The sequence below is a fragment of the Corynebacterium sp. TAE3-ERU30 genome (assembly GCF_019209925.1).
Classification (GTDB): Bacteria; Actinomycetota; Actinomycetes; order Mycobacteriales; family Mycobacteriaceae; genus Corynebacterium; species Corynebacterium megadyptis.
This window is the reverse complement of record NZ_JAHUTO010000001.1, coordinates 279,686-298,875: the sequence shown is the minus strand read 5'-3', so window position 1 is coordinate 298,875 and position 19,190 is coordinate 279,686. Positions and strand designations below refer to the sequence as shown.

The following is a 19,190-nucleotide window of genomic DNA, read 5'->3' as shown; positions in this document are numbered from 1 at the left end:
CTGTTCGCTCCTCTTATAGCCCCATGGTCTGTGGCGATAAGAGGACATCACAATTGTTAGTCCCTGTAATTTAATCTAGCTTACTGCGTGCAGCTATCCGGTGCAGAGACGCGCGCTGGGCCGGTGGCGGCCCAGCGTGAGTCCCTCTGCGTCTAGAGCGCGTAGGCGCGTAGCTTGTCGGCGCGGTCGCCGTCGCGCAGCTTCGACATGACTTCCCGCTCGATTTGGCGGACGCGCTCTCGGGAGAGCCCGAAGCGGCGCCCGATCTGATCGAGGGTGCGAGGCACGCCATCGTCCAAGCCATAGCGCAGCTTGATCACATCCTGCTCGCGCTGCTCGAGAGTGCCGAGTACCGCGCGAATATCGGAGTGCCGCAAGGAGGCCACCACGGCGGTCTCGGCATCGGTGGCGTCATAGTCTTCAATGAAGTCGCCCAAGGGGGCTTCTTCATCGGCGCCCACCGGCATGTCGAGACTCACCGGATCGCGGGATTGGCGGAGCAACAGCTCGATCTTGGCCTCATCAATGCCGGACTCTTCGGCCAATTCCTCATTGGTGGCCTCGCGGCCGAGGTGCTGGTAAAGCTCGCGCTTGATGCGGGAGAGCTTATTTACCTGCTCCACCAAGTGCACGGGTAGGCGGATGGTGCGGGACTGATCCGCCATGCCCCGAGTAATGGCTTGACGAATCCACCAGGTGGCGTAGGTGGAGAATTTAAAACCTTTGGCGTAGTCGAACTTTTCCATGGCACGGATCAATCCGAGGTTTCCCTCCTGGATCAGATCCAAAAGCGGCATACCGCGACCGGTGTAGCGCTTAGCCAAAGAGACCACGAGACGGAGATTCGCCTCGAGCAGGTGGGCGCGCGACTTGCGCCCTTCCTTGGCCAAGATCTTCAGATCGCGCTTTTTCGCGCGGGTGAGATCGGTGCTGTTTTTCAGCAAATAATCGGCATAAAGGCCAACCTCGATCGCCTTGGCCAGTTCTACTTCGTCTTCGGCGGTGAGCAGCGCGGTCTTGCCAATACCATTGAGATACACACGGACGAGATCGGCGGCAGGATTGTCATTCGTCTGATTGCGTCGTCCTCGGGTATCACCGGCTTCGTTATCGGTCGCTCGTGCGGCTTCAGCTGCAGAGCTCATTGGCGCCTCCTGCTCCATCGAGAATGTCATTTTGTTTAACGCCACGACGACCGATTTAGTTCCACCGCTAGCAAAACTGCTGCCCCTACGCTGCGAGCTGGGGTGATGCGTTCACCTCGCTCCCCCTATTTGTGGTTAGTTACCTATGATGTGGTGTCCACCAACACTGTAAACGGGCCATCGTTAACGGAGGACACTTTCATATAGGCACCGAATTGTCCGGTTTCTACAGGGATGCCCCGCTGCTGGAGGAGCGCGGCAATCGCCGCGATACGCGGCTCGGCCTCGGCGCCGCCCGCCGCATCGGACCACGAGGGACGCCGCCCCTTTTTCGTCCGCCCCATGAGGGTGAATTGGCTGACGAGCAATACCGGGGCGGAGCAGGACTCCACGCTGCGCTCGCCGTCGAGAATCCGAAGTTCAGCGATCTTGCGGGCCATGAGTTCCACATCGGCGTCGGTGTCGTCGCGGGCGACTCCCACGAGGGCCAAGAGCCCACCGGTTGTGGGGCAGTCGATAGCGCCGACGGTGCGGCCCTCGACGGTGACGGCGGCCTCGGTGACGCGGGTCAATACTGCTTTCATGGCGATATAACTCCTTCAGCCGTAGGTGGGGTGGATGGTCTTAGTCGGCGAGCAACTCGGCGGGAAGCACCAGACCGTGGCGGATAAGATCCACCATCACGGCGATGACCGGCTGCACGATCTCCGCAGGATCGATCTCTTCGGTGGCCGCGTAGAGTTCCACGATCTCCGCAAGGGGCAGACCCTGTGGGTGCAGCCCGGCGACGAGGGAGGCAACGGCCTCGTCGATTTCGTGGCTAAAGCGGGGGCCCTCGGTGCGGGCGATATGGATGCTTTCGGCCTTCATCCCGATACCGGATTCGGTGTCGGTGCGACTGATGCGATCGATGCAGACTCCGGGACGCAGCTGATAGCGGCTCGACAGCATGGAGCTGGCATCTTGTTCGCGCAGCCAGGAGGTGCGGAGGAAATACTCCTCGACCTCCTCGCCCAAACCAGCGGTGGAGGCGGCCGAGAAATCCTCACACATCACCTCGCTCGGGGTGTCCTCCGCGAGCCGTTGGATATGAATGAAGCCGAAGCCCACTCCCGTGACGCCGTGGGCATCGAAGTGGGAGAGCCACTGCTCGGTGCGGCGTTGCCCCTCCTCGCTGCGCGGGTCGATGGATTCATCCTTCAACCAGGTGGAGACGTAGCGCGGGGCATCCACGCGATCGCGCTCGAGCACCCACACGGCATAGCCGGTAGGCGGCACCCACGAACTCACCCGCTGCGCCCAGCTGTCTGCATTCAACACCCATGCCCCCACGAGGTGGGCGCTGCCGTCTTCCTCGAGATGCTCGCAGGCCTGGCGCACCACGAGCTCGGTGGCGCCATCGAGCTCGGCGCCAGAATCACGGTAGACGTGTGCAATGGCCGCAGGCCCCACCACGAAGGGCGGATTGGCCACGATGCGCTCGAAACGACGCTGCTGCACCGGCTCGAACCACGGCCCCTGCAGCAGCTCCGCATCCACCCCCGATGCCGCCAGAGTGGCGTGGGCAAAGCGCAGCGCCCGCTCCGAGATATCGCTGCCGGTGAGATTCGCTGCGTAGTCGGCCTGCAGCACCAGCTGCACCCCCGAGCCGCAACCCAGATCGAGCACGCTCGACACCGCTGAGCGCGGCACGGCCTCCGCCAGAGACAAAGAGGCCGCACCCACACCGAGCACATGATCCTTGCCGGGGATGTGCTCCACCATGGAGGCATCCATATCGGAAAACACCAGCCCGCCACGCTTGCCGCGGTCGATGGGGCGGACATCAATGAGCACCCGCAGGCCAGCGGTGTCCTCTTCGGCCCAGGACAGCTCGAGGAGGGCGTCGATAAGCGCCCCGCCAAGCAGAGTCTCGCAGCGTGCGCGGGGTAGGGGATCGTGCAGAATAAAGAGCCGGATGGCGTCGTGCAGCGCGGTGGAGGCTAATACGCGGCGCACCGCGGCAGGCTCGCCGCGGCCAAGGGCGGCGAAGGCGGCGGGGCCGAGGGAGCTGGCAATACCGGCGTGGCTATAGCCGATGCGGGCGCATACATCGCCCAGATCGGCACCCACGCGCGCGGCGAGAGAGGTAGTCACTAAAAAAGGCCTTGTCTAGTCGTCGTCTGCGTCAATAATGATGTACTCGCCGGTGCCCTGGCCCAACTCGCGGCGCGAAGAATGCTGATTCAGCGCCTGGTGTTCGGCGGCACGCTGGGCGCGGCGCACCTCCGGTTTGTACTGGCGCGGATGCCGCTTATCTTCCGGCTCACCGGCACCATTGGCAATCACCACCGCCACCCACGGCAGCAGGGTAGAGATCACAAAAAGCACACCGGAGACCACCATATTCTCCCAAAAGAAATAGGTGGCGGCGCTGAGGAACAAAAAAGGGATACGAGAACCCTGCAAAATCGCGTACACGGTTTTACGGTGGCGATAGTTTTGTGCCGGGGTGCGGCGGGCATCAGTGATGAGCTCTGCTTTGCGCATGCGGCGTCGCAGAGCGCTGAGGCGGCCGCGTGTCGACGCCGTCTCCTCGGCCGAGCGATCCTCGGCCGGTTCAGCAACGTTTCCCTCATCTTCAGTCATCGTGTTCAAGCCTAGCCCTTCCTCCTACGGGGGAGGATGAGAAGACGACACTTTTCGGGCATGATGGTTCAGGTGAGTACTCAGACAACTACCATCGAGCGTCCCGACATCAGGGAGAACACCGGCACCGACGACGACACGCCGAAGTTCTTCCACTACGTGAAGAAGGATCAGATTGTCGACTCCGCCGTGAGCGGCAAAATGGTTGTGGCCCTGTGCGGGGAAACCTTTCCCGTGACCAAGCAAGCCAAGCCGGGTTCTCCCGTGTGCCCCGACTGCGAGCAGATTTTCCGAGGTCTGCGCCGCAAGTGAGTGCTAACCTTCGCGCCTGGCAGCAGGCCGCCCTCACCAAATATGAGCGCACCCAGCCCAAGGACTTCCTTGCGGTCGCAACCCCGGGTGCCGGTAAAACCACCTTCGCGCTGCGGCTCGCTACAGAGCTGCTCAATAAGCGCACGGTAGATCGCGTGATCGTGGTTGTTCCTACCGAACACCTCAAGGTGCAGTGGGCGGGCTCGGCGCAACGTAATGGCATCACCTTAGACCCCGCCTTCTCCAATAGCGGCGCGATTAACCCCTCCTATCAGGGCATCGTGGTTACCTATGCCCAGGTGGCCATGCACCCCTATAAGCACTATCAACTGGCCACCAATAAGCGCACCTTGGTGATTCTGGACGAGGTGCACCACGGTGGCGACGCGAAAAGCTGGGGCGATGGCATCGCCACCGCCTACCGCGACGCGGAGCGGCGGCTGTGCCTCACCGGTACTCCCTTCCGCTCCGACGATGCCGCCATCCCCTTCGTGCGCTACGAAGACGATGGCGAAGGAAACCTGAAATCGGCGGCGGATTACACCTATGGCTACTCCAATGCGCTGCGTGACGGCGTGGTGCGCCCAGTGGTGTTCTTGGCCTATTCGGGCGAGGCCCGCTGGCGCGATAGTGCCGGCGAGGAATACGCTGCCCGGCTCGGCGAGCCACTGAATGCGGAGCAGACCGCCCGTGCCTGGCGCACCGCCCTCGACCCGAAGGGTGATTGGATCCCCGCGGTGCTGCAGGCGGCGCACACCCGGTTGGGCCAGCTGCGCCAGAACATGCCGGATGCCGGCGGGCTGGTAATCGCCTCCAATAAAACTGCGGCACGCGCCTATGCCCGCGCCCTAGAAAAACTCTCCTCCACGCCGGTGACGGTGGTGCTCTCCGATGAAGCCGGCGCCTCCGAGCGCATCGAGGAATTCTCCAACTCCACCGATGAGTGGATGGTGGCGGTGCGTATGGTCTCCGAGGGCGTGGACGTGCCCCGCCTCGCGGTGGGCGTCTATGCCACCTCGGCCTCCACGCCGCTGTTCTTCGCTCAGGCCATCGGCCGTTTCGTCCGTTCCCGCATGCCGGGCGAAAACGCCTCGGTGTTTTTGCCCTCCGTGCCCGTGCTACTCGACCTGGCCGCAAAGCTCGAGGTCTCCCGCGATCACGTGCTGGGCAAGCCCGACCGGCCCAAGGAGGGCTGGGATGATGAGCTGCTCGCCGAGGCCAATAAAGAAAAAAACGAGCCCGGCGAGGAAGATCCCTCCTACCAGTCCCTCGGCGCCGAAGCCGAGTTGGACTCGCTCATCTTCGACGGCTCCACCTATGGCACAGCCAGCATCGGCGAGGCAGAGCAAGACTATCTTGGCCTCCCAGGGCTGCTCGATGCCGAGCAGATGCGGCAGTTGCTGAAAAAACGCCAAGCCGAGGAGATGTCCCAGTCCGCGCAGTCCGCTGCTCATCCGGTGACATCCTCCTCGTCGGCAGAGCGAATGCAGGGCAGCGAGCAGGCGTCGACACGCAGCGCAGAAAGCTCGGATGAGGACGCCGCTTTGATCCCCGAGCTGCGCAAGCAGCTTAATGCGGTGGTCTCGATTACCAGTTCACGCACGGGCCGGCCCCACGGCGCTATTCATAATGAGGCGCGGCGAGCCTGCGGCGGCCCGCCCACGGCATTGTGTTCGGCGGAACAGCTGCGGGCGCGTATTAATTTCTTGCGCCAGTGGTAATCCCCGCGCAGCTTTCGCCCGCTGGGTCCGAGTGTGAAGCTGTGATTAATGTGAATATGCCATCGCGATGCTGAGGCAATGATAAACTTTTGTAGATAACAGTGCCCTAGGTGGAATAGTTTCTCAGAAGTACTCCCGTCGCTAGGGCCGCATACAGTCTGGAAGGACAACACTCATATGGCAGACAACAACGATCGCAACTCCAACAACGCTTGGCATGATGGCGAGTGGCCGAATAACCAGCCACAGCACCGGATGCCGAATTCGAGTGACTCCTTCTCTGGGGATGTGCAGAACTCCGGCCAGACGGACCAGAGTGGCTATCCCAGTGGCTATCCCACGCAGGGCAGTTATCCCGGCCCGGGCGGCTACCCCAATCAGGGCGCGTATCCCAATCAGGGTGGTTACTCTGACCAGGGCGCTCACCCCGGCGGCCACTACGGCTATCCCGTGGAGCAGGTGAACAAGATCGCTCCGTGGGCACTGGGTGTGTCCATCGCGGCCGTGGTTCTCGCGGTCACCGTCGTTGGTCTAGTGGTTGCGCCATTCCTCGCCATTGCTGGCATCGTGCTGGGCATTATCGCGTGGGTGAAGGGCCGCAAGATGCAGGGCCCGAAGCGCCGCGTGACCATGTCCATCATTTCGGTGGTCATCTCCGTGCTGCTGCTGGTCATTGTCGCCGTGATCACGATCTTCTTCGGTACCCTCCTCAGCGGTGTTGTGGAAGAATGCCAGAATGTTCCCGAGGATCAGATGGAAACCTGTATCGAGAACTACATGAATCAATAAGTACGTGAAGCAGCCGCGTGAGTCCGTCTCACGCGGCTTTTCTTATTTCCAACCCCCACCTTCGAGGAAGCAGAAAGAGCGTCACCAGCGATGAGTACCCCGATTACTGCGGCGTCCTCTCCGACAGATCCACCCCTGCGCAGCGCGACGACAGTGCGCATGCTCGCCCCCGATCTCGCCCGCGGATTCACCCTTTTAGGCATTGCGATCGCGAACCTCACCACCACGTGGCTTGCTGGACCCGCTGGGGCCAGCGTCCAAGAACTCGGGGGAGTGGTGGATGGCTCTACGGCGGATAAGGTCGCTGTGGTCGCTGGATCCATGCTGGCCCACGTGCGCGGCTTGCCGATGTTTTCCACCATGCTGGGATTCGGCGTGGGCCTGATCGCCATGTCTTTAGCTCGACGACGCTACCCACTCGGCGCAGCCCGGAAAACTATCGCGATGCGCTATGTGTGGCTCGCTATCTTCGGCGCCGTGCATATGGTGTTTCTCTACTTCGGCGACATCATGGTCTTTTATGGCATAGCTGGGGCATTGCTGGCATTGATGATTAACTTCCGGGATAAAACCCTGCTCATTATCGCCGGGGTGTTATCGGCAATGTGGATGATAGGCAATCTGATTATCGCCATTGTCTTAATGATTGCCGATTCCCAGTTTGATCTCTTCGGCCCCGACACCACGGCATCGGGTGGGATGCCGCTCGCCTCGAACTTCCTCGACAGCTATCTTTCTCAGCTCGGCGGTGGCGCGCTCTTCCTGGTGCTGCAGCCGCTGAACCTGGGTACCGAGATCCCCATGCTCTTTCCCTTGATGCTGCTCGGATTCGTCTGGGCACGCCGCGGGGTGCTCACCCATCCAGAGGAGCATCAGCGCACGCTCTGGATCGCGGCGGCTGCGGGCATCGTGGTGATGCTCGCGGTGGGGCTGCCCATGGGGCTCAACGCGATCGGACTATTGGGCAACGAGGAGAGTCTCGCGACGTGGATGGTGCTCAACACTGGTTTTGGTGTGATTACCGGACCGGGCATCGTGGCGATTATCGTTCTCGCCTGCGCCCCGATACAGCGCCGGATCACGGACAAGACTTCCCAGGGCATGAGCTATGAACGCGCACTGCCCATATGGATCGCGCCTGTGGTGGCGCTGGGGCAGCGCTCGATGTCCGGATATGTGGCCCAGTCCCTCCTCGCCACCATCTTCGTCGCCTCTTATGGGCTGGGATGGGGGCAGAGCGACGGTGCCGCCGTGGCCACCGGCTTGGCGGCGGCGATCTGGGCGGTGACGGTCCTTGGAGCCTATGCGTTGCAGCTCATGGGGCGCCGTGGCCCGCTGGAAACGCTGCACCGCCGCATGGCCTATGGCAAGCAGGGCTTGGCTGCAGACTATTGGGCCTGCCACCCGCAGCCGCAACCCGGCGTCCCGCCGCAGGGGGCGATGGCCGCTGGTTCCCCAGCAGCGCTCGGGCAGCAGCCACCGGCGCCACCGGTGCTGCCGCCACGTTTCAGCCACCAGCCCCAGATGCAGCCGGAGCAGCCCCGCAGTGATGCTGGGCAGCCAGAGCAACGCGATTCGGGGCCAGCTGCGCCCTAGTGTTATAAGCCTCGAACACACGACTACGGCCCCCGCTGCGTAGTAGCAGCAGGGGCCGTAGTCGTTGATCTTAAGCGGGCGTCTAGTCGAGGTAGTCGCGCAGCACCTGAGAGCGAGAGGGGTGGCGCAGCTTAGACATGGTCTTGGACTCGATCTGCCGGATACGTTCGCGGGTCACGCCATAGACCTGGCCGATCTCATCGAGGGTGCGCGGCATGCCATCGGTCAGCCCGAAGCGCAAGCGCACCACGCCGGCCTCACGCTCGGAGAGCGTGTGCAGCACGTCCTGCAGCTGGTCTTGCAGCAAGGTGAAGGACACCGCATCCACGGCCACCACGGCCTCGGAATCCTCGATGAAGTCACCGAGCTGGCTATCGCCCTCATCACCAATGGTTTGATCCAGCGAGATCGGCTCGCGGGCGTACTGCTGGATCTCCATCACCTTGTCCTCGGTGATGTCCATTTCCTTCGCCAGCTCCTGCGGGGTGGGTTCGCGACCCAGATCCTGCAGCAGCTCACGCTGGATGCGGCCCAGCTTGTTGATCACTTCCACCATGTGCACCGGGATACGGATGGTGCGGGCCTGATCGGCCATGGCGCGGGTAATCGCCTGGCGGATCCACCACGTGGCGTAGGTGGAGAACTTATAGCCCTTGGTGTAGTCGAATTTCTCGACGGCACGAATCAGGCCCAAGTTGCCTTCCTGGATGAGGTCCAAAAACGCCATGCCGCGGCCGGTATAGCGCTTCGCTAGAGACACCACCAGGCGCAGGTTGGCCTCGAGCAGGTGGTTCTTGGCTTTGCGGCCATCGCGGGCAATGGAGCGCAGGTCGCGCTTCATAGCCGGGGTGAGCTTGGCGTCCTTATCGCCCTGGGCATAGGCCTCAGTCAGCTGCTCAAGACGGTGGGTGGCATAAAGCCCGGCCTCGATGCGCTTGGCGAGGGAGACCTCCTGCTCGGCGTTGAGCAGCGCCACCTTGCCGATCTGCTTCAGATAGGCGCGCACCGAGTCTGCCGAGGCGGTGAGCTCGGCATCCTTACGGGCCTGCCGCAGGGCTGCGGACTCGTCCTCATCCCACACCGAGGAGCCATCATCTTCTTCTTCCTCGTCCTCGGCACTCTCGTCCTCGGAGTCGGTATCGGCGTCATCCTCGGCGAAGGGTTCGTCCTCGGAGTCGGGGCTATCCGGATCGTAGTCCACATCGGCATCGTCGAGATCGGTGTCTACGTCCTGCTCGTGGAGCTGATCCTCCTCGAGATCCTCCTCCACCACAGCCTTTTCTGCAGCGGTGGCCTTGCGAGTCGACTTCTTCGCCGTCTTCTTCGTGGTCTTTTTAGTTGTCTTTTTTGCCGTCTTTTTCGCGGTCTTCTTGGCCGTTTTCTTGGCGGTCTTCTTCGCAGCCTTCCGAGCGGTCTTTTTGGCGCTCTTCTTGGCGGTCTTCTTCGCCGTCTTCTTGGCTGCCTTCTTCGTCGCTGTCGCGGCGGTGGGGGCGTCCGTGGTCTCGCCGCCGGCGGCGGTCGAACTCGATGCGGGGGCGGTTGCCTCGCTGCGTGCGGCGGTGGTGTCTGCCGAGGTCGAGGTGTCAGCGGTGCGGGCCGCGCGCGGGGCTGCCTTGCGTGCTGCCTTGCGTGCGACCTTCTTAGCGGTTGCCTTCTTCACAGTCGTGCCTCCCGTGGCATTATCACGCCCAGTTGTTGCTTTGGAACCAGCCTCGGCCGGAGTGCCGGTGTCCGAAGGATCAGTGGCTGCCACGTACGCCCTTTCTCGTCTGTCTCGCTCGTCGTGACACTCGGAGATCTCCCCAAAGTGTGCGGTGTGTCGAGCGCTGTGTCTTCGTGTGCGGTTGTGCATTGCCGGCGACGCCATGGGGTGGTGTCGCTGAATCACTAACCAACGCAACCGCCGGTTTCGCCCTAGTGGCCAGCGAAAACGCTAGCCGGTAGTGCGTACCAGCGGCGCAAAGAGAGGCCATAGTTCGGCCATCGGTTAAGAACAACCGCCCAGTATATAGAAGTATCCCTCCGTACTGCCACTAGCCCCACCCCCTAAGCGTGGTACTGGCTCGGCAGTGTGGGGAGCTACGTTTAGGGAGTGATGTTGTCCTCGGCCGCGAGTGCCGCGCCCACGATGCCGGCGCGGTTACGCAGCTGGGCGGGGATCACGGGGGTGTTCACGGTCAATAGCGGCACCCATTTATCGGCCTTGCGGGAAATGCCGCCGCCGACGATGAAGATGGACGGGTTGAGCAAGCGCTCGTACTCGTTGAGCACCTTGCTCACGCGCTTGCTCCACTTCTTATAGGACAATTCCTCCCGGTCCTTCGCCGCCGAAGAGGCGAGCTGCTCGGCTTCCTTCTTGCCCACATTCATATGCCCCAGCTCGGTGTTGGGGAAGAGCTTGCCGTCGACCAGCATGGCGGAGCCAATGCCGGTGCCGATGGTCAGCAGGATGGCTGCACCCTGGCGGGCGCGCTCATCGCCATAGCGCACCTCGGCTAGGCCGGCGGCGTCGGCGTCATTGAGCACGACGATCTGCTCATTATCGATATGGCGGGAGAAGAGATCGGCGACGTCGGTGTTGATCCACGAGGGATCGATATTGGCGGCGGACAGCGCCACCTGGTTTTTCACGATGGCAGGAACGGTGATGCCCACCGGTCCGGTCCACTCGAAGTGGGCGACGATCTCGGCGACAACCTCGGCCACTGCCTCTGGGGTTGCTGGCTGCGGAGTCGCTATTTTCAGGCGATCGCCAATAAATTCACCCGTGTCAAGGTCAACCTTGGCGCCTTTCACGCCCGAGCCGCCGATGTCAATACCAAAACCTGTGCGCGTCATAGCCCCCATCTTACAAAACGCCTTCGGTGCTGCAGCGGTGGTCACCCTTCAGACATGGCCGCTCTGCCAGCGCTTCTTCCGCCGCTTGGCTGCTGGCCACGGCGGGGCGAGTAGCTAGAGCGTCCGCAGGCCAGCCAGGCGGGCGCGCAGGGCCCAGCCGGTAGACCGCTTAGGGTGCACAATAGAGATCATGACTGGCACATCGCACACCCTAAGTACGGATACTGTTCACGAGCTGCGTCGCACGGCGATCACCGTGGCCTATGAGGCCCGCGAGGTGATTATGCGCACCCGCGCTGAGTTCGGTGGTGATCTCCGGGCGGTCACCCGCACCAAGTCCTCGGCCGTGGATCCGGTGACGATAGTGGATGAGACAAGCGAGGAGTTCATCGCCACCCGCTTGGAGCAGTTGCGCCCAGGCGATGGCCTCATCGGGGAGGAAGGCGCCCAGAAGCGCAGTGCCACAGGGGTGGTCTGGATTGTTGATCCCATCGACGGCACCGTGAACTTCCTCTACAACCTGCCGCAATACGCGGTGTCCATTGCCGCCGCCATCGACGGGGAGGTGGTGGCCGGGGCCGTGCTCAACGTGGCGACCGGGGCGTGCGCAAGCGCCGGGGTGGGGCTCGGTGCTGATATGCGTGACGACGCCACCTCGCAGCACCCTCGCCCGCTGCAGTGCGGGGATAGCGCCCACCTGGCCACCGCGCTGGTAGCCACGGGATTTTCTTATTCTGCCGAGCGCCGTGCCGAACAGGCCGCGGTGCTGGCAACACTGCTGCCGCAGGTGCGCGATATTCGACGCATGGGCTCGGCAGCCTTGGATCTTGTGGCCGTCGCCGCAGGCACGGTTGATGCCTATTATGAACGCGGTTTGAATGCCTGGGACTATGCGGCCGGCATGCTCATCGCGCGGGAGGCGGGCGCCGCGGTCACCTGTCCGCCGCTGTCTACCTCCAGCGCCGATAATGCGCTGGTTCTCGCCGCCCAGCCGGGCGTTGCGGCTCAATTAGCGGGGGTGGTCGACGCCGCTAGGAATGAGCGTTGAGCTGCTGAATCTGTGCTCGGTCACGGAAACGGGGGTGGGGTGTGCCGACTGTGTCCGAGTGGGAAGGTGACAAAGCTGAGTATGTGTTTTAGTATGCGCGTCGATAGCGAGTTCACCACCTGTTCACCCCTTAAAGCGCGTATCGAACTCGCCAGAAGTGTGACCTGACCGTCTAGCCCGAGACACACAAGGAAGTTTCCCCATGGCTACTGATTACGACGCTCCCCGCGGCCGAGTTGAAGACGAGCTTGACGCGGATTCTTTGGAAAGCCTGAAGGCCGCCGCTGATACCAGCTCCTCGAATATTGATGATGATGGCGAGATCGTGGAGCCCTTCGAGCTTCCGGCACTGGATCTGTCCGGCGAGGAACTCAACGTGGACGTCAAGCCTCGCCAGGAGAACGAGTTCACCTGCGGAAGCTGCTTCCTCGTGCAAAAGCGCAACCGCATGTCGCACGTGGAGTCCGATGGCTCCGAGATCTGTCTCGACTGCGCCTAGTACGCAGAGATCCAGCAGGGATGCGTCGATAAGCATAGCCCTGTGTAGACGACGAACGCCGGCGATGAGAATGTGTCATCGTCGGCGTTATGCGTTCTACGGACCTAGCGGTGCTAGTGCTGGCCGCGGCGTAGCGGCGCGGTGGCGGTCTCGGCCTGGTCCGGCACAAAGGCTTCCAAAACGGCGGCGGGATCCTTGGCGCTAATGAGCCAGTAGGGGGTGGGGTCGTCGCTATCATCGAGCACCAACATCACCATCTGGGGCACCCAGCCATGGGAGACCAAAAAGGCTGCCGGGTCCAGCTGGCGGCCCATGGCGTTTTGCTTCGCGGAGGCGGGCACGGCCAGGGAACGATCCACCACTGTGTGCGGCAGGGACGCACCATCGGTGCTGAGCCAGCGCACCCCGTCGGCGTCTTCTTCCACCACCACGGTGGTCGAGGAGATCCACCACAGATACCAGATCACTGCGGCGCCCAGAATGATCTCGGGAATAATGAACCACCAGACATTGCGGTTAAACATCAACTGCAGGCAGAACACTGTCACCATCGTGAGCGCAAGGGCCCACCAGTACCACGGAACCCATTGCCGTTCGCGGTAGAGGGTCGCGGCGCGCTTCTCCGTAGACGTAGTCACATCCCTAGAGTGTAGTGCAGTTATCACCACGTCCAACTTAGCCTCACCACTCATAATCTCCTCTCAGTATGTACTCAGTATTTCCTACGCTGCGGTGGCGCTGAGCAGCGCCCAGTGCCCACGCTGCGCTGCTGATCACCGTCCTTAACGTCCGCGGCTAGATGCTAGAGCCGCGGACCATCGACCCGCTGCCCCTTCGGGTGTCACGGGGGAGAAGGACTAGGCTGTGTGCTGTGTTTAAGATCAAGCGACTCGATCCCGACTTGCCCTTGCCCACCCGAGCCCACCGCGGCGACGCCGGAGTGGATCTCTATGCAGCAGACTCTCTCACCCTCGCGCCAGGGGAGCGCGCGCTCATCAACACTGGTATCGCTCTGGCCCTGCCGCTGGGATATGTGGGACTGATTCATCCGCGCTCTGGACTCGGTGCGAAACATGGCGTTTCCGTGGTTAATACCCCGGGCACCATCGACGCGGACTATCGCGGCGAAATCAAGGTGTGCCTGATTAACCATGATCGCCACGAGAGTTTTGCGGTCACCCGCGGGATGCGCATCGCCCAGCTGGTGATCCAAAAGGTCGAGCTGGTGGATTTCGAGGAAGTGGAGGAACTCGACGACACCGTTCGTGGCACCGGCGGCTATGGTTCGACAGGGCTGAATTAAATAGTAGGCTCGGCAAAAGTAGTACCCATATCGCAAGAGAACCCGAATAAACGTTAGGTAGTGACGCCCATGTGGCCATTTGGCAAGAAGAACGAAGAGAAGCACGCAGCAGCTGAGGAGACGGCGGCGTCTGCCACCGAGCAACCCGACGCCAGCTATGGTGACTCCGCGGTTGATTCCGATAGCAATGCCGCCGGCGAGGAGTACGGCCCCTTCGATGGCCAGAGTGTCGATATCGAGGAATTCGACTTCTCTGATTTCTCTGTGGGCACCTTGGATCTGGGCTCGATGAAGATCGCCCTGCCCAAGCCCAGCCAAGTGCAGGTGGAAATGGGGGAGAACGGCCCCCGCATGCTCCACATCGTTACCGAGCACGGCCGTATCACCCCGGTGGGCTTTGCCGCCGCCGCATCCCAGCCCCAGTGGCCCACCGTGATCGATGAGATCCGCGCGGGAATGGAAAACGATGGACTCGCGGTACACGCCGAGGAGGGCCCGTGGGGCACCGAGCTCGTCGGTGTGACCGACCAGGCCCAGATCCGCATGATCGGCTGCGATGGTCCCCGCTGGATGCTGCGCACCACCCTCGTCGGCCCCAAAGAACGCGCCGATGATCTGCGCGATCTCGCCCGCGATGTGCTCGCCCGCACCTTCGTCTATCGCGGCGATCAGCCGATGATGGCCGGCACCTCTTTGCCCGTTGTGCTGCCGGAGCAGCTCGTCGCCCAGGTACAAGAGGCCATGGTCAAGCGCAAGAATGACGCCCAGCAGGCACAGCAGCAGAGCCAGCAACGGCAGGCCGCCCAGGCGCTGGCGCAGTACAACCTGGCCCAGCAGAACAGTGGTGCAGGCCAGCAGCCCCAACAGGCGCAGCCGCAGCAGCCGCAGGTGCCGCAGCAGCCGCAGGCGCCCTCCCCGGAGGAGTCTGAGCCCGGCAGCGGTGTGCAGCAGATCAAAGAGCTGGACAAGGATAACTAGGTTCTCGTAGTGCTCGATGTGGTTAAAGGCTCCCGCGTGCGCGTGCAGGTGCTGCGCATGGCCCATGGCGGCGAAGCGATTGCGCGGCTTAGCGATGCAGCCGAGGATCAGCGCATCGTTTTCGTCCGCGATAGCGTGATCGGCGATGAGCTCGAGGTAGAAATCACCCAGGCCAAAAAACGCTTCCTGCGGGCGCGGGTGCTCACGGTGATCACCCCCGGGCCGCACCGAGTGGAGGCCCGCTGTCCAGCGGCCGCCCAGAGTGGCGGCTGCTGCGACTTCGCCTATCTTGACCCCGCCGTGGAGGCCGAGACCAAAACCGGCATTGTGCTCGAACAGCTGCGCCGGCTGGCGAAACTCGAGGCCCCAGAGCAGGTCACCACCATCGATCTGGGGATGGATAGTGGCTGGCGCACCCGCGCCCGGCTCGGCGTGGACCGCCTGGGCCGCATCGGCGTGCGCCGCCGCGGCTCCCACGAGGTGGTGCACGATCACCGCTGCTCGGCTTTCGCGCCGCAGCTTCACGACGCCCTCTCCGCGCTCACCGCGCCCCGAGCCAGAGAGCTCAGTGTCTGCCTCGATAGCGCGGGGCAGGTGCACGCGATGGCGAAAGGGCAGGTGCTGCTGGGCAGTGGCCAGGCTCAAGAAACCATCGGCGGGAGGACATTCACCCTCCCCGCCGACGCCTTCTGGCAAGCCCACCAGCGGGCACCAGAGACCTATCAGCGCCTCATCGCCGAGGCTCTCAGCGATATCGGCGGAGATGTCGCCTGGGATCTCTACGGTGGTGTGGGTCTGTTCGTCGATCCACTGCGCGGCGACTCCGGGCGTGAGGTGCACTCGGTCGAGCTCGCCGAGCACGGCGCCGCATGCGGCCGGCGCGCCTTCGCTGAGGACACGGGCGTGCACTTTCACCGTCGGGATTGCGCCGAGGCCGTCACCACCGCCGGGGTGCTGCCCGATCCGGATGTGGTGGTGCTTGATCCGCCCCGCATCGGCGCGGAGGACGCAGTGATCACCGGCACGGCCGCCCGCCGCCCACAGGCCGTGGTGCACATCGGCTGTGACCCCGCCACCTTTGCCCGTGACCTCGCGCGATGGGCCGAGCACGGCTATAGCGTCGAGCAGCTCAGCGTGGTGGATGCCTTCCCCGGCTCCCACCACTGCGAGAGCATCGCACTGCTACGCCCCGCCGCAGCGGATACCGGCTCCAGCGGGCGCGACTGAGCACGCCCACGGCGCGCGGCTACCGCTCGGCAACCCGAGCGGAGCTGCCTAGTACAATAGACAGGAATGAAACCGCGGCCTTGTGGCCCGCGCGTGAGTTCGCGTATGTTCACCGCACCATGAGCCCCGCCGAGGGCACCATGTGAGCCTCGCGGACGTGGAAGCACACTGTGGGCACCTTCGCTGTGCCACGGCCGAACACGGCGCCGAGATCTTTTGAAAGGAAGACCGATCCATGGGGTTCTTGGAACACATCTCGACTCCGGATGACGTCAAGGCATTAACCATCGCCGGCCAAAAGGCCTTGGCGCGGGAGATTCGGGAGTTCCTGGTTAAGCACGTCTCCCAAACCGGCGGCCATCTCGGCCCCAATCTCGGCGTGGTGGAGCTGACCATCGGTTTGCACTACGTATTCGACTCGCCGCACGACCCGCTCATCTTCGACACCTCGCACCAGTCCTATGTGCATAAAATGCTCACCGGACGCCGCGATGATTTTGCCACCCTGCGCCAAAAGGGTGGTCTCTCTGGTTACACCGATCGCGGGGAATCCGAGCACGACTGGACCGAATCCTCGCACGCCTCGGCATCGATCTCCGTGGCCGATGGCCTCTCCAAGGCCTTCACCCTGCAGGGAGACACGGACCGCTGTGTGGTCGCCGTCGTCGGCGATGGCGCACTCACCGGCGGCATGTGTTGGGAAGCCCTGAACAACGTGGCCGCGGATAATGACCGCAACCTGGTGATCGTGGTCAATGACAATGGCCGCAGTTATTCACCCACCATCGGCGGCTTCGCCAATAACCTCGCCGAACTGCGCATGCAGCCCTTCTATGACCGTGTTATGGAACAGGGCAAATCCACCCTGAAGAACATGGGCTGGGTAGGCCGCCGCGCCTTTACCACCATGCACGCCGTCAAAGAGGGCCTCAAGGACGCCGTGCTGCCCACCGTGCTCTTTCCCGAAATGGGAATCAAGTATGTGGGCCCCGTGGACGGCCACGATCAAGAACAGGTGAACTCCGCGCTGAAATACGCCAAGGAGTACGACAAGCCGGTGATCGTGCACATGGTCACGGAAAAGGGGCGCGGCTATGCTCCCGCCGAAGCCAACGTCGCCGATCTCATGCACTCCACCGGCGCCATCGACCCCACCACGGGCGAGCCATTGGCCAAATCCGCGCCGGGGTGGACCAAGATCTTCAGCGAAGAATTGATCAAGGCCGGTCAGGAACGCACCGATATTGTGGCCATCACCGCCGCCATGGCGGGGCCCACCGGCCTGGCCGAATTCGGTGAGATGTTCCCCGATCGTTTCTTCGATGTGGGTATCGCCGAACAGCATGCCACCACCTCCGCAGCGGGACTGGCGCTCGGTGGGACACACCCGGTGGTGGCCATCTACTCCACCTTCCTCAACCGGGCGTTCGATCAGCTCCTGATGGATGTGGCGCTGCTCAAGCAGCCCGCCACCTTTGTGCTCGATCGGGCGGGGGTGACCGGCTCGGACGGGCCCAGCCACAATGGCGTGTGGGATATGGCCGTCACCGGTATTGTGCCGGGGCTGAGGCTCGCCGCACCCCGCGATGCACAGCAGCTGCGCGAGCAATTCCGCGAAGCCCTCGACATCAGCGACGGTCCCACCGTGGTGCGTTTTCCCAAGGGGGCGCGCCCACCGCAGCTCGACGCTGTCGGCACGCTCAACGATGGGGTAGATGTGCTGCGCTATCACGACGATGAGCACAGTGACGCCCCCAAGGTGCTCTTCATCGCCGTGGGCCCGATGGCCCATGCGGCCCTCGACGCCGCCTGTGCCCTCGAGGAGGAGGGGGTATCCACCATGGTGGTCGACCCGCGTTGGGTGATCCCCGTGCCCGCCTCGCTCATCGGGCTGGCCGCCGATCACGACCTCGTGGTCACCATCGAAGACGGTGTGGCCCACGGCGGAGTGGGCTCCAGCATCGCCCAAGCCCTCAACGCCGCCGAGGTGGATGTGCCCACCCGGCATGCGGCCGTACCGCAGCGCTTCTTGCTGCACGCCTCCCGCACCGAGATCATGGAGGAGATCGGCCTCGACGCCACCGGCATCGCCGCCTCCACCCGCGGTTGGCTCGACGGCATTGGCGCCACCGTGAGTGGCGCGGAGAACCCCGGATCGGACACCGACGCAGACGCCGACTCCGCGGAGAGCTAGCCACCCCCACGCGGGGCGCTTATCACTTTCTCCGCGCGCCACCTATACTGTGAGCTCGTGGCTGAGAAAGAAAACTCTGAATTAAAAAAACGGCAGCTCAAAGAGCATAATCAGGCGGAGTACGAGCGCGGGCGGGAAAGTCTCGAAGAAGAGATCATTGACGCCTATGTCGATGCCGCCGTCACGGGCGCCGAACGCCTGCAACGGTCTTGGCGGGTGATGACGGCCACGGGTTTATTGGGTGGTATCGAGATCACCTTCGGTGTGCTGGCCTACCTGCTGACCTTGCATGAAACGGGCAGCCACTTATTGGCGGCCCTGGCCTTCTCCATCGGTTTCGTGGCGCTTCTTTTGGCCCACTCTGACCTGTTCACCGAAGGTTTCTACTATCCCGTCGTGGCCGTCGCTGCCGGCAAGGGCAGCTGGTGGGAAGTGCTGCGGATGTGGTCGATTACCCTGGTGACGAACTTCATCGGTGGTGCCTTCTCCATTTGGTTGGTGCAGCTGGCCCTGCCGGAATTGCACGGCACCATGGCCGAGAGCGCGCACAGCTTCCTCGAAACGGGACTCAGTGTGCAGGGAGTGGCCCTAGCATTCCTTGCCGGCGGGGCTATTACCTTGATGACGCGCATGCAGGTGGGCTCCCAAGACGGCGCCACCACCATTGCTGCCGCGGTCGCCGGCGCCTTCCTGCTTGCCGGTCCGCCGCTCTTTCACTCGGTATTGGACTCCATCATCATCTTTGGCGCGATCTTCTCCGGCGCACCGGAGGTGAGCTTCCTCGCCTGGCTCGGCTGGGTGTGGTGGGTGATCCCGCTCAATGTGCTCGGCGGTCTCATGCTCACCACCATGCCGCGCGTCCTGCGCGGCTGGCGTGCTGGCGCAGCCGATCAGTCCTAAGCTGGGCCGGCC

17 protein-coding genes and 2 pseudogenes are annotated in these 19,190 nt (G+C 63.0%); 12 read left to right on the top strand and 7 right to left on the bottom strand.

Annotated features, from left to right (window positions below):
- Window positions 1–152: 152 nt before the first annotated feature.
- From KR227_RS01330 to KR227_RS01315, 4 genes are all read right to left on the bottom strand, one after another.
- Entirely contained in the window at window positions 153–1,145 is a 993-nt protein-coding gene (locus KR227_RS01330; protein WP_151528619.1) for a sigma-70 family RNA polymerase sigma factor, read from the bottom strand.
- Window positions 1,146–1,288: 143 nt separating this feature from the next.
- The gene (gene dtd, locus KR227_RS01325) at window positions 1,289–1,729 is read right to left on the bottom strand and encodes a D-aminoacyl-tRNA deacylase (RefSeq protein WP_218363389.1); all 441 of its coding nucleotides are present in this window, start codon (window positions 1,727–1,729) and stop codon (window positions 1,289–1,291) included.
- Window positions 1,730–1,769: 40 nt separating this feature from the next.
- On the bottom strand, window positions 1,770–3,281 hold the full coding sequence (locus KR227_RS01320) for a methyltransferase (RefSeq protein WP_218363388.1): 1,512 nt from the start codon (window positions 3,279–3,281) through the stop codon (window positions 1,770–1,772).
- Between the two features lie 15 nt (window positions 3,282–3,296).
- Window positions 3,297–3,773 (bottom strand): DUF3099 domain-containing protein, encoded by a 477-nt coding sequence (locus tag KR227_RS01315; RefSeq protein WP_218363387.1) that lies wholly within the window; start codon window positions 3,771–3,773, stop codon window positions 3,297–3,299.
- A gap of 72 nt (window positions 3,774–3,845) precedes the next feature.
- Here KR227_RS01315 and KR227_RS01310 point away from each other — a divergent pair, with 72 nt between their 5' ends.
- The 5 genes and pseudogenes from KR227_RS01310 to KR227_RS01295 all read left to right on the top strand — a co-directional run bounded on the left by KR227_RS01310 (window position 3,846) and on the right by KR227_RS01295 (window position 8,191).
- On the top strand, window positions 3,846–4,085 hold the full coding sequence (locus tag KR227_RS01310; RefSeq protein ID WP_151528623.1) for a DUF3039 domain-containing protein: 240 nt from the start codon (window positions 3,846–3,848) through the stop codon (window positions 4,083–4,085).
- Window positions 4,082–5,507: pseudogene (locus tag KR227_RS01305) on the top strand (DEAD/DEAH box helicase); the annotation flags it as partial. The gene KR227_RS01310 and the pseudogene KR227_RS01305, both read left to right, overlap by 4 nt.
- Before the next feature lie 122 nt (window positions 5,508–5,629).
- Window positions 5,630–5,806: pseudogene (locus tag KR227_RS10885) on the top strand (ATP-dependent helicase); the annotation flags it as partial.
- A 177-nt stretch (window positions 5,807–5,983) separates the two neighbouring features.
- Window positions 5,984–6,595 carry a hypothetical protein gene (locus KR227_RS01300; RefSeq protein ID WP_218363385.1) on the top strand — a complete coding sequence of 204 codons (612 nt, stop codon included), beginning with the start codon at window positions 5,984–5,986 and terminating at the stop codon, window positions 6,593–6,595.
- A gap of 90 nt (window positions 6,596–6,685) precedes the next feature.
- Complete coding sequence (locus tag KR227_RS01295; RefSeq protein WP_218363384.1) at window positions 6,686–8,191, top strand: DUF418 domain-containing protein; 1,506 nt, start codon at window positions 6,686–6,688, stop codon at window positions 8,189–8,191.
- Between the two features lie 82 nt (window positions 8,192–8,273).
- Here the strand turns inward: KR227_RS01295 and KR227_RS01290 are convergent, their stop codons facing one another.
- Window positions 8,274–9,944, bottom strand: a complete 1,671-nt coding sequence (locus tag KR227_RS01290) for an RNA polymerase sigma factor (RefSeq protein WP_370625124.1) — start codon at window positions 9,942–9,944, stop codon at window positions 8,274–8,276.
- A 332-nt stretch (window positions 9,945–10,276) separates the two neighbouring features.
- Window positions 10,277–11,029, bottom strand: coding sequence for a polyphosphate--glucose phosphotransferase (gene ppgK / locus KR227_RS01285; RefSeq protein ID WP_218363383.1), 753 nt, complete (start codon window positions 11,027–11,029; stop codon window positions 10,277–10,279).
- Between the two features lie 190 nt (window positions 11,030–11,219).
- Here ppgK and KR227_RS01280 point away from each other — a divergent pair, with 190 nt between their 5' ends.
- Together KR227_RS01280 and KR227_RS01275 are read left to right on the top strand one after the other, a co-directional pair.
- Window positions 11,220–12,077 (top strand): inositol monophosphatase family protein, encoded by an 858-nt coding sequence (locus KR227_RS01280; RefSeq protein WP_218363382.1) that lies wholly within the window; start codon window positions 11,220–11,222, stop codon window positions 12,075–12,077.
- 202 nt (window positions 12,078–12,279) lie between these two features.
- Complete coding sequence (locus KR227_RS01275) at window positions 12,280–12,576, top strand: DUF4193 domain-containing protein (protein WP_151528629.1); 297 nt, start codon at window positions 12,280–12,282, stop codon at window positions 12,574–12,576.
- Between the two features lie 113 nt (window positions 12,577–12,689).
- Here the strand turns inward: KR227_RS01275 and KR227_RS01270 are convergent, their stop codons facing one another.
- On the bottom strand, window positions 12,690–13,214 hold the full coding sequence (locus tag KR227_RS01270) for a DUF3093 domain-containing protein (protein WP_370625123.1): 525 nt from the start codon (window positions 13,212–13,214) through the stop codon (window positions 12,690–12,692).
- A gap of 233 nt (window positions 13,215–13,447) precedes the next feature.
- Between KR227_RS01270 and dut the strand changes: the two genes are divergently transcribed.
- The 5 genes from dut to KR227_RS01245 all read left to right on the top strand — a co-directional run bounded on the left by dut (window position 13,448) and on the right by KR227_RS01245 (window position 19,178).
- Window positions 13,448–13,879 carry a dUTP diphosphatase gene (gene dut, locus KR227_RS01265; protein WP_370625122.1) on the top strand — a complete coding sequence of 144 codons (432 nt, stop codon included), beginning with the start codon at window positions 13,448–13,450 and terminating at the stop codon, window positions 13,877–13,879.
- 69 nt (window positions 13,880–13,948) lie between these two features.
- On the top strand, window positions 13,949–14,857 hold the full coding sequence (locus KR227_RS01260) for a DUF3710 domain-containing protein (RefSeq protein WP_218363379.1): 909 nt from the start codon (window positions 13,949–13,951) through the stop codon (window positions 14,855–14,857).
- 9 nt (window positions 14,858–14,866) lie between these two features.
- On the top strand, window positions 14,867–16,084 hold the full coding sequence (locus tag KR227_RS10880) for a class I SAM-dependent RNA methyltransferase (protein ID WP_370625121.1): 1,218 nt from the start codon (window positions 14,867–14,869) through the stop codon (window positions 16,082–16,084).
- Between the two features lie 235 nt (window positions 16,085–16,319).
- A complete protein-coding gene (gene dxs, locus KR227_RS01250) occupies window positions 16,320–18,278 on the top strand; it encodes a 1-deoxy-D-xylulose-5-phosphate synthase (RefSeq protein WP_218363378.1) in 1,959 nt (652 codons plus the stop codon).
- Window positions 18,279–18,335: 57 nt separating this feature from the next.
- The gene (locus KR227_RS01245; RefSeq protein WP_370625120.1) at window positions 18,336–19,178 is read left to right on the top strand and encodes a formate/nitrite transporter family protein; all 843 of its coding nucleotides are present in this window, start codon (window positions 18,336–18,338) and stop codon (window positions 19,176–19,178) included.
- The last annotated feature ends 12 nt before the right edge of the window (window positions 19,179–19,190 follow it).